Below are 16238 nucleotides of genomic sequence, written 5' to 3'. Positions count from 1 at the left end.
GCGGCGGCGGCGGCGGGGCTCCGAGGAGGACCTCCATGACCCACTTGCCGCGCAGCACCGGTGAGGTGCGACCGGCATGGGAGGTCATGGTCAGTACGCTGGCGTGCCCAAGGATGCCCCTTCGCCGCTCATCCATGTACTGGACCTTACGGAGTTGCGACCCGGTTACCCCGTCAACCCCGTAGTGCCGAGCGAGGCGCTCATTGAGGAAGGTGTAGTCCGCATCGTACAGATCAAGCAGGCTGCGGTCCTCTCGCACAAGACTGTTGAAAAACGCCTCGGTCTCGCGGCGCATGTCGGCGGCGAGCTGGAGGTGGTAGTCCGGGTCGATGCGCACGTCAGGGTGGATCTTCTCCAAGTCCTGGAGCCTCAGCCACTGCGCCGCGAATCGAGTCCCGAGCGCGTCCGAGCGCGGGTCCGCAAGAAGACGCTGGGCCTCACGGTCGAGCGCTGCGGGGTCAGAGAGCCGCCCCTCAGCAGCCACCTGAGCGAGTGCGGCGTCGGGGGGCGCGCCCCACAGGAAGAACGACAACCGCGCCGCGAGGTCGCTGTCTCCGATCGGGTAGGGTTCGCCAGCCGCGACGGCCTGCGCCGGTTCCTCGAAGCGGAACACGAAGTGCGGACTCGCGAGCATGGCTTCGAGAGCGGTGCGTACCCCCATCGCGAAATCGCCTGCCGCCGCGCCCTCATCATAGAACCCTAGGAGCGCCTGGGTCTCGTCGGCAGACACGGGCCGGCGGAACGCGGCAGGCGCGAGACGCGCGATGATGCGCTCCGCACAGGGGCGGGCTTCGGCCGCCGAATCTGGGGTGCAGGAGAACACCGCCGCCCCACCCGGTGCTTCGCTCACTCCCGCAGCGCGGTCCGGTCCGACGATCACCATGTCGCGCAGGTGCGGGAGCGAGTTGACTCCGTACGTACCTGCGATTGCCGTACTGGCGAGCGACCAGTCGTGTGGCGCTATCAGATCCTGGACAGGGCCCTCGGCATGGACAAGAAATGCAGCCGTTACACGTCTTGCCCCGCTGCGCACGCGGATCGGGGCGGTCCGCATCTCCACACCGTCCGGGTCGGACGCGTGGATCCAGCGATCCATCTCTAGCAGCGCGACCCTTTCTCCGTCGATCGAGATCTCGACCTGCTCGGGGACCTCAGCGGTCTGCAACGCCGAGCGACCGTTGCCCACGATCGTGCCTGTCGTCTCGTGGTGAAACGAAACGCGGAACACGTACTCGCCGTCTGCGACGAAGTAATGGAGGACCGAGGTTCCGCCGCGGGTTCCGAACGGGGCCCCCTCAGCGCGTTCGAGCTGCGAGGCCCACCGGGCCACTCGATACTGCGCCTCCGTGGGCGTCGCGTTGGGGTCGCCGACAGCCATTCGACTGACCGCTGCGGCGGCATTCAGATACGCATCGAGAAGGGTGGGTGACAGCAGCTGCGCGTCGGCGATGTTGTCGAAGTTGGCGCTCTTCGTATCCGGCGGTAGGTAGGCCGAGGCGTCGATCGTGAGTCCGAGGAGGTCCCCAATCGACCGTTCGTACTCGGCGCGGTTCAGGCGCTGGAACGTGCGCCCCCCCGGATTAGGATGGGCGGAGGCCTGGGCGTCCAGGTTCGCTTCGAGCGACTCCACTAGCTGCAGGAGGGTATCGCCTCCCGGGCGCTTCGCACCCGGGGGCGGCATCATGCCCGCGCGCAGCTTGCGGATCATCTTCTCGCCGGTCTCGGGGGTCCGGCCGGCGTCTAGGGCACGAAAGTCCTCGAGGGACAAGTTGCCGCGCATTCGGCGGTCGTCGTGGCAGCCCATGCAGTACTCTTTGATGACGCCGTCGGAATCGACCGCGGGGCCCTCACTCGTCGACGCGACCTTCGACACGGCCATGAGGAACACGAGGCCGACCGTGATTACAGCTGAAGTAAAAACGCCCATGAATTTCCTGAGGTCGGTCGAGCCCCGCCACGATCGGCCGGCGCACGCGTGTACACCACGCGCGTACATTATGGCCCGCCGTGCCTGGCGTCCAGCGCTTAGTGAACGTGAGGTGGCGGGCCGGTAATCGAGGGGCGCTCGTACCGGGAACGATGCTCGTTCCGAGTTGAACTTCCATCGCTCACGTTGCCCCTAGTTGAACATCTCATCCTCTACGAGCGGGACAGTTTCACGACGGGAGAACCCCGTGACCAAAGAGAACCTTGAACAATTCATTCGGAAAATTACGGACGATGAACAACTACAAGCACGGATAGGTGAGGAGATGGAGGCCGATTCATTGAGCTCTTCGGTGGATCCGAAGGGACTGAGCCCCTCAATCTTCCCGAAGCACCCGCGTCGGATCGGGAATGGCGAAGAGTTTTCGAGGAATCACCGGTATGGGTCGTCCGTGGCGAGGTAGCGGGTCACATACGCCCCGACACCCTCCTCGACACCGAGGAACGGCGCGTCGTAACCGGCCGTCCTTAAGCGCCCCATATCAGCTTGCGTGAAGTACTGGTAACGATCCCGGATCTCGGCCGGAGTATCGATCCACTCGAGGGTGGGCTCCATCTCAAGCGCGGCGAACATGCTTCCGATCAGATCCAGGAACGTGCGTGCCTGGCCCGTGCCGAGATTGAAGAGTCCTGAGGTACCCGGGTGGTCGAGCAGCCAGAGCATCACCGAAACGCAATCCTGAACGTAGACGAAGTCCCGCATCTGCCCTCCGTCCGGATACTTCGGATCGTGGGAGCGGAAAAGCGTGACGGGATCGCCGGCCGCCGCCGTCCGAAACGTCTTCGACACCAGGCTCTGCATTTGGCCTTTATGGTATTCGTTGGGGCCGTAGACGTTGAAGAACTTGAGGCCCACCCACTGCGGGGGGGTCGCTGCCCCCTCGTCCACCCACCTCGCCACCATCCGGTCGAACAGGTGTTTGCTCCACCCGTAGGGATTCATGGGGCGGAGGCGTGAAAGCCCGTCGATCGAACCGTCGTCGTCGAAGCCGATCGAGCCGTCACCGTACGTGGCGGCGGACGAAGCGTAAATGAAGGGAACCCCAGTCCGGGCACACCACCGCCACAGATCCGCCGACAGGTGCACGTTCGTCGCGACAATCAGGTCCGCGTCGGTTTCCGTCGTCGAAGAAATCGCACCCATGTGGAAGATCGCACGGATCTCGCCCGCGTTCGCCTCGAGGAAGTTGAAGAGCTGCTCGGGGGGCACAAGCGCCGCCAGCTCACGCTTACTGATGTTTCTCCACTTATCAGCTTCCCGTAGACGATCGCAGACTACGAGGGCGGTCTCTCCGCGCTCTTCGAGCTCCGCGACCAGATTCGATCCGATGAAGCCGGTACCTCCGGTAACGACGATCATTCCGACCTAACTAGGATCACTCTCACCTCGACGGTCGGCTGATCGGGATTCATCGTGACGATATTGTCGCCGACGAAAATCACATCCGCGGGCAAACCAGCGTCGGGTGAGACCTCCCCGTAGCCACTGAGACCGGTACCAAGCGCGCACGCGACGACCATTACGGCCAGTTTCGACCTTTTTTATCATTCTACCCCGATGGCATATGGTCGTGGCAACGGCTCAGTCAACGATCGAAGGGCCTGATGGCGGGCCGTCATCATAGACAACAGCCTGCTCAGACACAACGAAATCGAGGTTTGACCGGCGCCTAGATTTACCAGGACTCGGCATCGAACACAGACCCCGTGGACCTGAACCTCGTTTCGGCCCAATGGGCGAAAGCCGATGAGGAGACTGGCGTGCGTCTGGCCGCTTCCGCTGGCCGCCACCACAGACCTGAAATCGATGTCCCGGTCGTCCGCTTGGTTCAGGAGTTCCTTCGCGGCCTCTACATACCCCACGCGCCCAGAGGAAGGCCACTTCGCTAAACCGGCTCCCGAGTGCGTGGTCCACCTTAGGATTTCGTTGGAGCAATGACCGGAAAGGCCGGGATCCGAGGTACCCAGAGCGGTTCGATTCAGATCTCGAAAGCCTTCATCATCGTCGAGGTCTCGCAAGATATGGCCAGCCACGTGCTCGAGCCTCTGAGCGACGGGAAGATCAAGGGCAAGCGCGTTCAAACGAAAATAGACAAGGGCCGGTAACCGCACATATGTTGCTTGTCGCAGCGGACTGAATCATTCCGTCCGCGAGACTGGCATGAAGAGGGCCGCCCTGTGATCACCCCGAAGACGTCCCGAACGCTTCTGCTCACAGCCCTGCTCGCTGCCCCGCTACTCGCAGCCTGCAGCGGATCCGCAGCTGACTCGGTGACATTCAATGTGGTGGAAGCCACGATTCCTGAAATGCAGCAGGAGATGGAAGAAGGGCGCCTGACATCCCGTCAGCTCGTCGAGGCCCACCTGATCCGCATCGCCATGTACGAGGAACGGGTGAACGCGGTCATCGCGATCAATCCGAACGCATTGGCCGATGCCGAGCGGCTCGACCAGGAGCGTGCAGACGGTCACGTACGTGGTCCGCTTCATGGTATTCCCGTTGCACTGAAGGACAATGTCCACACCATGGATATGCCGACCACGGGCGGAGCCAAAGCGTTTGAAGACTATTTCCCGCCGTACGAGGCGACCATCACGACCAATCTCCGTGAAGCCGGAGCGATCATCATTGCCAAGACGGTCATGACCGAGCTCGCGAACTTCACAGCTGCCGGCATGCCGGGGAACTACAGCGCGATCGGTGGCTACGGGCTCAATCCGTATGACCCCCGCCGTGATCCTCGTGACGGTCGAAACGATGGCCGGCCCGTCATGGGTGTTGGCGGGTCGAGTTCAGGGATCGGAACTGCGATGAGTTTCTGGGCGGCGAACGTCGGAACGGAGACATCCGGATCGATCCTTTCTCCGGCCAACTCGAACATGCTCGCAGCGATCAAGCCCACGGTCGGGCGAATCAGTCGATACGGCATCATTCCGATCAGTGGGGACCAGGATACTGCTGGCCCGATGGCCCGGACCGTCACGGACGCGGCCATTTTATTGGGGGTGTTAGAGAGCGCATCGCCTGATCCGAACGATGCGGTCACCACGCTCTGTCAGGTCCCGGCGAACGGAGACTACACGACCTTCCTCAACCTGGACGGCCTGCAGGGTGCCCGGATCGGCATCCCGAGAGCCCTGTACTACGACTCGATTCAGGTGCCGGGCACCAACCGATGGCAGAGCCGGATGAATGAGGAGAGTCGAGCCGTCATGGCCGATGCGATCGCCATCCTAGAGACCCAGGGGGCAATCGTCGTCGACCCTGCCGACATCCCGAGTGTCATCGACACGGATCCGGCCACGAGCCTGGTCACGAACGGTGGAAGCAGTGTCTTGAACTACGGCATGAAACGAGACTTCAATGCATGGCTTGCTACGCTGGGCGAGACCGCACCAGTGAAGACGCTCACCGAGCTACGTGAATGGAATCTCGCGCACCGCTCCATGGGCGCGATCAAATACGAGCAGGCACGGCTCGACGGTGCAGACGCGATCGACCTCGAAGCCGATCGCGCTCAGTATGAGGCTGACCTCATGCAGGACAATGTGCTTAACGCGACGCGCGGAATCGACGCGGCCATGACCGAGCATGAGCTCGACGCATTGCTCTTCCCGAGTTCCAGCGGGGCCGGAATCGCGGCCAAGCCCGGGTATCCGACTGTCATCGTTCCGTTCGCCTTCGTGGCAAACGATGGCGGCCCTGACATGCCGGCAGGGTTCGATGCCAAGCCTCGCCCCTTTGGCGTGAGCTTCACCGGATCAGCTTGCTCGGAGCCACGACTGATCGAGCTTGCCTACGCTTTCGAGCAAGCATCCATGCGACGGGTCACGCCTCCGGAGATGAACTAACGCGGCTGAACCAGGGCGGCTCGCGTCAGAAGAACTCGACGACGCCGGTCTCGAGACAGTACTCGGCGCCAACCACATGCAGACCTCCCCCGTCGACGAGTCGATGTAGCAGGTCGGAATGGGCGGTGAGGTCATTCATGGACGTGCCGACGTTCGTCCGGACCGCGTCCCCGATGAGCGATTCGGGCGTCCACCCCGGGGCCGCTGACGCAAGTCGTTCGACCGCGGGACGAATTCGGTCCACGATGGACTGCAGATTCGCAGAAGGAGCCGCCCCCGCGCCCCTGATCTGCTTAAGCGTCTCCAGGACCGCACCGCAGCCGGTGTGCCCCATCACAACGACGAGGCGTGTTCCGAACTCAGTCGCAGCAAATTCGACGCTGCCCACCTGAGATGAGGCCGCGATATTTCCGGCGACACGGATCACGAAGAGATCACCCAGCCCTTGATCGAAAATCACCTCAGCTGGGACGCGTGAGTCCGAACACCCGAGGATGATGGCGAATGGTGCCTGCCCGTCTACCACTTCGGCCCGACGGTGGTGCGCCTCGGCCACCGTCAGATTCGGTGCATCTGCCACGAATCGGGCGTTTCCATCTTGCAGGCGGGCGAGGGCTTCAGCAGCAGGAAGCGTCATCAATGTTCTGAGTAGGGAGGAGTGGCTCCACATATTCGCTCAGGAGCCCTCCGCACGGCAACTTCTGGTATAGATCCTGACCACATTCTAGTCTGGGGCGCCGTCGCTATGGGCGGGTCTATCGGCGCCTGGCTGGTCCGCGCCGGCCAGCCAGTTCGATTGGTCGACACCGCCGAACAGCGCGCCCGGGTCATGCGGGACACCGGCTTCACAATCATCGGGCCCGTCGACGAGTTCAGGGCAGACGCAGACTGCGTGCATCCCAGTGACGTGACCTCCGTGATCACGACCGCCTACCTCCCGTGAAGGCCCATCACACCGGGGCATCCGTCCAGGCGATCGGGCCCCTGCTGGCCCGTGACCGAGTCGTAGTCTCGATACAGAACGGACTCAACGACTTCGTCATTGCGACGGCCGTCGATGACGATCGCACGATCGGTTCGTTCGTGCCCTTCGGCGGATTCGACCCGGGAGCATCCGACATCGGAGTACGCTACACCTGACTCAGAGCCCCTACCCGAGTCCACCTTCGACCAGTCCCTACCGAGGAGCGCGCCGACGCACCTCTGTACCATAAGCCACAGACAGAGCTGGCCTTCGCAGGAGCAACACCATACCCCGCAGTACCTCACCTTTCGGGACAACTGGGTCGTTGTCATTCCTGTCACGACCCAATAAAGACATGCCTTTGTCAAACGCTCCTTAATTCACCAAATCCCCGAATACATCATTGTCAATCAAATATCCGCTTGAAATCAATACATCCTTTACTCGCGTCTCTTGTTCCCCATGAAGCAAAGTTAATCCGACACCAGCACCTCCAACAAACAGGCCAGGAGGATCCACTTTATAACCTTTTATACTACGCAAGTTTAACTCCTTACCTCCTTTCACCTCTTCAGTCCACTCTTCTAGCCGTTGAATAGATGCTCCTAGTAAGACAGCATCATCTAGTGATCGACCTGCTGCACCTAATGCCATCGTCCAACCCGGAAGACCGCAACAAATCTGATCCCGGATAGGCCTATGGTTGAGCGCGGCATCTCTCGCAAGCCTTAACCAATCGTTATATCCATTAACACCTTCGAAACCAACCTTTTTCATAACAGCCGCAGCTATTAGGGCTCCTGCAGCACCACCGCACCAAGACCGAGCAGGAACTTCTCTATCTTCAAGTGTTGTTAACTCTATATCTAGCCATTCGCCACTTTTACTAAGATTATCCAGCTGGAATGCAATAGTTTTTTCTATTGACCTTTGTATTTCTATATTAGCATTTCTTTTATGAGACCCTGCAATTGCTAGCGCACACATCATACCTGACGAACCATGAGCGAAACCTGACACAGGTGTTTCAAAGACATCCCAACCACCGCAATCCTTTTGACTATCAATCAATCTCTGACTGACTATGTCCCAAAACCTAGTCAACGTAGGATGCTCAACGGATATGTTTTTATGGGTTGACCAAGCATGAACACCTCCAGCCAACCCAGACAGACCTGACATTATGTCCAACCCTCCATATTCATCAACATCTTCACTTTCTAGTGCAGCAATCATTCCCTCCAAAGTTTTAAGAGTTGCAGTAGTGACTCCAGGATCGTCACTTGGGTCGCCAGGCAACACTAGCAAGGAAAGTAATCTACCGCCTATTCCTCCATTGAAACCCAGTTGATATGAAGTTGGCACATCCCCTTGACTGGCTTTGATAAAGAAAGATTCATTATCAACCCTGATTTTCTCTTCTATTTCACTACACTCAGATGACTTGTTAGTTATTAACCCTCGTTTCCGACAAAGACTTAGAAACACGGCAATCCCAAGAGATCCATCGTAAAGATTAGTGGGATACGTAAATGCCAGGCGATACCTTGCTTCACTAAATGTGAAGAATAGCCATTTCCAGGTATCCTTATAAATGGCCACATCAAGCAACTGATTTGCGATCCCTTGCGGCGTAACGGCCCCCACGCCCCCTCCCCTCTTGGGGAATATTTTTAAAACTGACTTGATGAGCTTGATTTGACGATCAGCATCTCCGGCCTGCCTAACCATCAAGCGTTGCTTGCAATTCCTTATGACCTGTCGGTGCAAGCCAGCTCTTACATTGCGACCATCATATAAATTGATCCTTGACCCACCCATATCTGTGGCAAAGTAGGGAATCCACCCATTCTCTATTTGGAGTACTTCGGACTGGCAGAGGAGGAGCCACGATCGGTTAATGTTTCCCGATTGTACGCACACGGCAAAGAGATCTTCATAGACTGAACTTAACTTACGCGAGGAACGTAGGGCTGAAGAGGACAAGGAGCGGCGAATAATTTTTGCGTAAATAGACGTGGACCGGAAAACAACGCGCTTCCTGAGCCTTAACTGGGCTATTTTGTCTAATTCACCACATACTGACGCCTCCAACCCTTTGTGGTAATAAATACGCTTAAGTTCAGAAAGATATAAACTTACGGGATCTATACCCCCACTGGGGAGGGAATACAATAGCTTTGTTATGGAAGGTGGCAGAAAGTGACAGAAGCCAGTGACAAGTATCGAATCTTCATTTTCAGACTTAGAAGCTGGCTTACCAACCTCATGAAAAAGTGTTTCACCATCAATTAACACGGGTATACCGTCCGCCAGCACAAGATTCTCTTCATGGCAGTCAGTAGCTCCACATACATCGAGGAGGACAGATACTAAAGCGAGACGACTTATCAAATCAGTTATTTGACCAGGTGCGCAAACCAGCTCGCTGTCGACGAATTCTTGATACCCCCAGTCTCCACAGTCTAGAGAAGGTGGCATCAAGTTGAATACTGGAACGTCACAGCTTTCGCATACAGTTAGCGTTAATCTTGAAAAGGCTTCCTCTAATGCTAATGATCTCGGCTTGTAGAATAGTTTAAAGCCATCGTTGAACAATAACATTGACGTCGATTGACTGTTTATGTGCCGGTCACCATAACCAAGTCTAACCGAATCAAGATCTTGGACACTTACGTTAAATCTTTTCTTTATAGAATTACCATCTTTAGAGATTCTGCGGCAGAGATCTCCGTAATTTTGCTCACAATTACTACCCCAAGTGGTAATCGCAGAAACGAGGCCTGGGTGATTGCGTGTGAGATTTATGATTTCTGATGATCCGAAACCCATGGAACTGGAGGAGTCGCGTCCGGCCATTGAGTCCTTGAAGTGCCTTAGCGCTTTATCCTCTTTAAATATTGATTGATAGATCTTGAGCAATGCCAAACATGCATCATCCTGAAAGTCTAAAGATAATGTATCAAAAATAGCGCACTCTTTTCTGCTGAGTCCTTTACGTATGTGGCTTAAGGTGGGAGCTACGATCACGTGGGAATCTTCAAGGGCACCAGAAAATATATTCGAGGCCTCATAAAGATTGAGCCAGCCTAAGCCAAGTAATTCCCAGTACTTGTTAGGTGAACAGCCACCTGGAGCAGGATCCAATTTAGATCTTTGAAGTTTCATTAGGTCTGATGGCAGGTTCCCTAAGATCAATAGCCTCTGCCAAAAGGCTTCGGGCAAATCACTTTTACCGAGTTGATGGGCGGCTCGCCTTCCCAGGACATCGATGGCTCGAGGCATTAAGTTCACTAACGCCCATTCTGTAATCGCTGGCAAATATGGTATTGCCATGAGTGCACCGAGCCAGGAACGTCGTTCTTTGTTTAAGTTTGCGTGCAGGGTTGATCTATTCTTGTTGGCCGAAGCAATATCAATCCAAGCCTTATAAAACTGGCTTTGGTTAGGTTCCATGTTCTTGTCCAAAGAATAAATATTAAAGCAGATTGATAAAGATCTTGACTGGATTTGTTACTCTTCCTCACCAAAGCCAGTGCTTTTGACGCCGCCTCTCATCGATCGCCCTGCCCGTTCGCCAATTCGGACGCCGGACGGCCGCTGTCCGTGGAGGCACCCAAGGAATCGTACCCGTTCGCAATTCAGTGCTGTGTGCCACCGATTCAGATGGTCATAGCCTTTTCTTCTTCCGATTCCGGACCTGACCCCAGGGGAACGAGGACAAGGGCTTGGGCCAGATATTCCAACGACCCAATTGACAGGAAAGCCAAGGCAGTGCGGAGTCAGGTTCAATGAGCTCCGATGCCTGATCTCACCCTGCGGTGGCCCACGCGCGGAGGCAGGACTCCATAACTAGGGGCGAGAAGTACGGCTCAACGGATGCGGGCTCGATTTGCGGGTAACCCCGGAGCATCAACCCTCGGTGCGGCGTGCCGAGGACTGGGTTGGTGGCCTCATCCTCCGCGCCCCCTACCTCACGCCTACAGATCCACTGCGACCGCTGCGACCGCGGCACGTAGTTTGCCATTCGAGGCAAGGACGCCGTGGTAGTGATCCCTGTGCACCCAGGGTGGCGGAATGGAGTCGGAGCCAGCCGCTCCAGTAGCCCGAGCGGAGTAAGGCGCAGTTCTGTACGTCCGTCCGGCATTGGACCGCTGGCGTACAGGTAAGAAGAGAACCCTAATACTGTTACAGCCAAAACTCAGAATCAGAGAGCGAAGTATGAGCCAGTCTTAGTTAGACACTGGTCTTAATTCCCACCTGAAAGGAAGATGCCCCGCAACTGTTGCATTCCTTACATGTACTAGTGTCACAGGTATGGGCCCCGCAACTGGAGCAATCCGTGCATGTACTAGTATCACATGTATGGGCGCCATCTTTTGCCATGAACTTCCGGATCCCAAGCGAACCACCAACTGATCTCATACCACCTGATACATTACTTAATTCTTCTTCTGAGAGCTCTTCGTTCTGTGCTTCAAAGTCACTCTGCTCTATATCAATACCTACTTGGCCTGCGATGTAGGCCAGATTTTCAAAAGTCTCTGCCTGATTAAGTTTTCTGGTCAGTTCAGGGTCATGGGAGGCACGTTTCCTAAGCTTGTCCATCGTCATATTGTATGCTCCATAGTTCGATAAAGTACTTTTTACTTCGTTCAACAATCGAATCGAGTCTAAGGCGTCCTTGCCCGGACTGTCAATTATCAGGAGGTCCGCGAGGCCTGCGGACTGGCGAGTGACCAGACCGAGCTGCGTCGATGGTAGGCATGTGCACTGCGCTCCGCCACCCCTATGCACAGGGATCGCTACCACAGCCTCCTTGCCCGAATGCCAAACTCCGTGCCGCGGTCGTAGCGGATCGGTAGGCCTGAACTGGCCGCTGCGGAGGATGAGGCCAAGCAGCCCGGTCCTCGGGCACGTCGCACCGAGGGATGATGCCCCCCCCCGCCCGCAAATCGAGCCCGCATCCGTCTCAGCACTCGGATTCATTCCCTTCGTTGGTAAGTGCTGGGAGAATAGACGGCGCGCTACGTGAGCGGTAACCGTGGGAAGGAAGATTACGACCTTCCCCGGAAGCGTGTTTGCGCGAACAGCGGTTTCCCCGCAGCATTGTCCGATTCTTGAATGGCTCCTGATACCCACTGCCGGGGGACACCTGTGACCGATCCCACCGCCGATCCTCTCCAACCTTCGGAGGGCGACGCGTTCTCGGATCTGGAGATGCCCGACCTGACCCTCAAGGGTCTCATGAGCCATTTCGGGCCGGGCGTGATCCTCATGATGACGGGGATCGGCACGAGCCATCTGGTCACAGCACCCGTAGCCGGTGGTCGGTTCGGGTATGTGCTCCTCTGGTGCATCCCTCTCTCGTACGTCTTCAAGTACTACGGCTTCGAGATGGCCTTCCGTTTCACGAACGCCACGGGCAAGAGCCTGATCGAGGCGTACGGCACGGCGTGGAAGAAGTGGCCGCTGTGGTACGTGCTCATCACGACCCTGCTCCAGTGCGCACTCGGGCAGGCGGGGCGTCTCGTCGCGGCGGCTGCGGTGCTCTATTACATGTTCAGCGAATCAATGGGGCTGCCGGTGCCTCTGGCTGGCTGGGGCTTGGCTGTAGGCCTGATTTCGGTGGTCATCATCCTACGAGGGCGCTACGAGGCGGTCGAGTTGGCTGCGAAGGTGCTGGCGTCCGTACTGGTGGTCTCCACTGTGGCTGTTTTTGTCGTCGAGCCTGCGCCTATTTCTCAGATGGCGCACTTCTTCCTGGTTGAGATTCCGGACGGATCCTGGCTTATCATCGCCGCGTTCCTCGGTCTGCTGCCCACCGGAATGGACGTCTCGCTGCAGGCGTCAGAGTGGGGCAAGGCCAAGAAGAAGGGCGTGAGCAAGATCCGCGAGCGCATGGAGGACATGGGGCTTGCACATCGCTACGACCCCTTCGACCCGAATCCGGCTCACCTCACGGTCGACACGTCAAAGCTCCCAGAAAATGCGAGAGAGTACTGCCAGCGCTGGTTCAAGATCGGGATCTGGGACTTCCGGCAGGGGCACGTCGTGTCCTTCCTACTTGCCAGCATATTCATGCTGTTGGCTGCCGTGTGGTTGTACCCGAGTCCGGTTGAAGGTCGGGCTGTGATGGGCGAGATCGCGGGAATTTTTACGCGAAGCGTAGGACCCCAGATGATGATGGTGTTCATGGTCGGAGCCCTCGCGGCCACGTTCTCCACGGCGTTCAACTACTTCGACGGGTGGCCCAGGATCGTCGGTGCCTGCTGCAGAAACCTGTTCCGTAGCACGGCGTCACTGCAGGGAATCGACCGGACAACTCTGACACCCGCACACCGGAGCGCATGGTACTCAGAGTACAACATCTACCGGATGACGATGATCTACTCACTGGTCACCTCTGTGGCGATCGTGGCCGGATTGCAGAGGCCGGTGTTCCTGGTGCTCGTCGCCTCGGCGCTGGCCTTCTTCGTGGCGCCGGTGATCTTCTTCCTGAACTTCTACTACTGCCTGACGATCATCCCCAAGCAGGATAAAGCGTTCTATCCGTCGACGTTCGCTCAGTGGTTCGGATGGTTCAGCCTCATCGTCTTCACGGGGATGAGCCTCGTACTGATCTTCTGGCGGATCTGGGTACCGGTCTTCGGAGGCTGACCGCTCAGACCCCGTACGCTCCCGCAGCGCGGGCGCGTTGCTGGACCAACGCCAGCACCACATCGATCGTCGGAGTCGGTACGTCCACGAGGCGCCCCATCTCCTGAACGGAGGTCACCAGGGCGTCGATCTCCATCGGTCGACCGCGCTCCAGGTCCTGGAGCATCGATGTCCGATGGGCTCCCACAGCTGCCGCTCCGTCCATGCGTTTTTCCACGTCGACTGGAAAGCGGGCGCCGAGCTTCTCGCCAATGGTCTGGGCCTCCAGCATCATGGCCTGAGCCACCGCCCGAGTGCCGGGATCGGTCGCGACGGTGTCGAGCGTCTCCAACGTCAGTGCGCTGATGGGATTGAAGGAGAGATTACCCCACAGCTTTACCCAGATCTCGTCTCTTATGCGCCGCACGGGCACGCGGAATCCGGCCTCTTTGAGGGCGCCCGCCAGAGCCTGCACCCGCTCGGTCTTCTCACCGGAGGGTTCTCCGAGCGAAAAACGGTTCCCGCTCAGGTGCTTGATCACGCCCGGTTCCACGACCTCGGTGGCGGGGTATACCACGCACCCGATCGCGCGCTCAGGGCCGATCCCATCCCACTGCACACCCCCCGGGTCGACCGACTCCAGACGGTGGTCGCGCCAAGGGCCCTCCAGCGCATAGAAATACCACCACGGCACGCCGTTCACCGCACTGACCACAGCGGTGTCTGGGCCCAGCAGCGGCTGCATGGCCCCCACAACTGCCGGCGCGGAATGCGCCTTCAGCGTGACGATGACGAAGTCCTGGGGTCCAGCTTCGGACGGGTCGCTGGTGCAGAACGGCCGGGCAACACGCTCTTCGCCATCAATGAGGAGCTTGAGGCCATTCTCCTTCATGGCCTCCAGATGTGGCCCCCGGGCAATAAGCGTCACGTCCTCTCCGGCGAGCGCCAGCTGCACTCCCAGATACCCGCCGATGGCTCCCGCCCCGTAAATGCCGATCTTCATTGGCTGTGCCGGCTCAGGCGAGGCCCAGTTGCTCGGCCATGCCGATGCGCTTGAGCTTGCCCGTGGGGCCTTTAGGGATCTCATCCATGATGAGCACGGTGCGCGGGACCTTGAAATCGGCTAGGCGCCCCGAGGCGAACGCGCGAATCTCCTGAGCATCCGCTTCGACGCCCTCCCGCAGCACGACCGCCGCCGCGACCTCCTCACCGAGTTTGTCGTGTGGCATCGCGAAGGTACACACCTGCTGAACGGCAGGGTGATCCATCAGCACCACGTCCACCTCTCCAGGTGAGATCTTCTCACCGCCCCGGTTGATGATTTCCTTGAGGCGACCCGTCAGCGTGAAGAACGCGTCTTCGTCCATGACGCCCTGATCTCCTGTGCGGAACCAGCCGTGCGTAAACGCCGCGGCGTTGGCCTCCGGGTTGTTCTCGTAACCCTCGGTCACGTTCGGACCACGAATTACAATCTCCCCCGCCTCTCCGGCACCGAGCAACTCACCCGCAGCGTTCATGATGGCCACCTCGGGTCCCGACGCGATCCCCACCGTGCCCGCTCTGCGCTCGCCCGGAGGGAGTTGGTTGCAAGTCATCTGGTGCGAAGCCTCAGTCATGGCGTAGGCCTCCACCACGGGTACGCCGAACGTGTCCTCCAATGCCTCTAGCACCTGCGGAGGCAGAGACGACGACGAGGAGCGAATGAAGCGGAGCTTTGCCCTTTCGACAACCTCGGTATTTCGCGGTGCCCTGGCGAGGATGGTCTGGTGCATCGTGGGCACGGCCGAGTACCAGCTTGGTCCCACGTCGTCGAGCCATCCGAAAAACTTCAGCGCGTTGAAGCCGGGAGTGCACACCACCTCGGCGCCCGTGGAAAGCGAAGAAAGCACCGGCGCCATGAGTCCGTGGATGTGGAAGAGCGGCATCACGTTGAGGCAACGATCCGCAGGGGTCAGCCTGAGCGTCGTCCGGATGTTTTTCGCGGAGGCGCAGACATTACGGTGCAGAAGGGGAACGATCTTGGGTCGAGCTGTGGTCCCCGACGTGTGCAGAACCAGGGCGACATCATCTGGTTCAGCCGGCCCCGACTGGGACGCGCGAACATTCGACGAATCGCCCTCCGGGCCACCCTGACTCACGAGTTCGAAAACGCCAGCCGCCGCACCCTCAGGGACCCGCAGTTCGATCACCTCGACGCCGAGTGCTCGTGCGCTGTCGATGGCCTCGGAGTTACTCCCCTGTTCCACCACGAGCGCCCTGGCATTTAGGTCTCCGAGATAGAAGTCGTATTCCTTGAGTTTATAGCCCGGGTTGAGTGGTGCGGTCGTGGCGCCTGCCGCTATGGAGATGAACGCTGCGGCCATCTCTGGGCCGTTGGGGAGTACGATCGCGACACGGTCGCCGCGGCCAATCCCCATCCCATTCAAGCTCGCCACCGTGTGGTCGACCTGCGCCCTGAGGCCCTCATAGGTGAGGCTTGTCCGTCCCGGAGCCCCGATCGCTGGAGCATCCGAAGGGCCGGTCTTGAGAAGGGCTCGCACAGTCCTGGGGTCTGTCATGACTCACTTTCGCATCTGGGGGCGGGCGCTGGAAAGATCCACACTAAGCTGAAACGGTGGGTCCGTCGAGAGACGCTCGACCGGACCGAGAGCGTCGCGTAGGCCGGTCGCTGGCATAGCCTTGAACAGTGCAGGCCTCGGGATCATCCTGAGTCCGACTTCGGGCTCCAATCCGAGCACCCCGCTCCTCTTCGGTGCGTTTTCAAGGGGGGCATTCATGACTTCGACAGATCAGACCT

At 58.6% G+C, this 16238-nt stretch carries 12 protein-coding genes; 5 read left to right on the top strand and 7 right to left on the bottom strand.

Translation table 11 applies throughout. From position 1 onward, the window contains the following. Together P8L30_15110 and rfaD are read right to left on the bottom strand one after the other, a co-directional pair. Positions 1-1927, bottom strand: a 1927-nt coding sequence (locus tag P8L30_15110) for a DUF1592 domain-containing protein (protein ID MDG2241533.1), incomplete at its 3' end; no start/stop codon positions are given. A 432-nt stretch (positions 1928-2359) separates the two neighbouring features. Continuing rightward, a complete protein-coding gene (rfaD, locus tag P8L30_15105; GenBank protein ID MDG2241532.1) occupies positions 2360-3346 on the bottom strand; it encodes an ADP-glyceromanno-heptose 6-epimerase in 987 nt (328 codons plus the stop codon). Positions 3347-3921: 575 nt separating this feature from the next. On the opposite strand from rfaD, the gene P8L30_15100 reads away from it, so the two are divergent. Together P8L30_15100 and P8L30_15095 are read left to right on the top strand one after the other, a co-directional pair. Beyond that, a complete protein-coding gene (locus tag P8L30_15100; protein ID MDG2241531.1) occupies positions 3922-4092 on the top strand; it encodes a DbpA RNA binding domain-containing protein in 171 nt (56 codons plus the stop codon). Positions 4093-4164: 72 nt separating this feature from the next. Beyond that, entirely contained in the window at positions 4165-5838 is a 1674-nt protein-coding gene (locus P8L30_15095; protein MDG2241530.1) for an amidase family protein, read from the top strand. Positions 5839-5863: 25 nt separating this feature from the next. On the opposite strand, the gene P8L30_15090 is transcribed toward P8L30_15095, so the two are convergent. After that, positions 5864-6475, bottom strand: coding sequence for a carbonic anhydrase (locus P8L30_15090; protein ID MDG2241529.1), 612 nt, complete (start codon positions 6473-6475; stop codon positions 5864-5866). A gap of 108 nt (positions 6476-6583) precedes the next feature. Between P8L30_15090 and P8L30_15085 the strand changes: the two genes are divergently transcribed. Continuing rightward, positions 6584-6781: a hypothetical protein gene (locus tag P8L30_15085; protein ID MDG2241528.1), complete on the top strand. Its 198-nt coding sequence runs from the start codon at positions 6584-6586 to the stop codon at positions 6779-6781. Then, positions 6778-6978 (top strand): 2-dehydropantoate 2-reductase N-terminal domain-containing protein, encoded by a 201-nt coding sequence (locus P8L30_15080; GenBank protein MDG2241527.1) that lies wholly within the window; start codon positions 6778-6780, stop codon positions 6976-6978. Before P8L30_15085 ends, P8L30_15080 begins: the two co-directional genes overlap by 4 nt. 199 nt (positions 6979-7177) lie before the next feature. Here the strand turns inward: P8L30_15080 and P8L30_15075 are convergent, their stop codons facing one another. Together P8L30_15075 and P8L30_15070 are read right to left on the bottom strand one after the other, a co-directional pair. Then, positions 7178-10258, bottom strand: coding sequence for a DUF4135 domain-containing protein (locus tag P8L30_15075; GenBank protein ID MDG2241526.1), 3081 nt, complete (start codon positions 10256-10258; stop codon positions 7178-7180). 780 nt (positions 10259-11038) lie between these two features. Next, positions 11039-11461, bottom strand: coding sequence for a Nif11-like leader peptide family RiPP precursor (locus P8L30_15070; GenBank protein MDG2241525.1), 423 nt, complete (start codon positions 11459-11461; stop codon positions 11039-11041). A gap of 498 nt (positions 11462-11959) precedes the next feature. Here P8L30_15070 and P8L30_15065 point away from each other — a divergent pair, with 498 nt between their 5' ends. Next, positions 11960-13462, top strand: a complete 1503-nt coding sequence (locus P8L30_15065) for an Nramp family divalent metal transporter (GenBank protein MDG2241524.1) — start codon at positions 11960-11962, stop codon at positions 13460-13462. A gap of 4 nt (positions 13463-13466) precedes the next feature. On the opposite strand, the gene P8L30_15060 is transcribed toward P8L30_15065, so the two are convergent. Next, a complete protein-coding gene (locus tag P8L30_15060) occupies positions 13467-14444 on the bottom strand; it encodes a 2-dehydropantoate 2-reductase (GenBank protein MDG2241523.1) in 978 nt (325 codons plus the stop codon). Positions 14445-14457: 13 nt separating this feature from the next. Next, entirely contained in the window at positions 14458-15999 is a 1542-nt protein-coding gene (locus tag P8L30_15055; GenBank protein ID MDG2241522.1) for an acyl--CoA ligase, read from the bottom strand. Between the last annotated feature and the right edge of the window lie 239 nt (positions 16000-16238).

It is taken from the genome of Longimicrobiales bacterium (genome assembly GCA_029245345.1).
Classification (GTDB): domain Bacteria; phylum Gemmatimonadota; class Gemmatimonadetes; order Longimicrobiales; family Gaopeijiaceae; genus CALFPJ01.
This window is presented reverse-complemented; position numbering and strand designations above follow the sequence as displayed.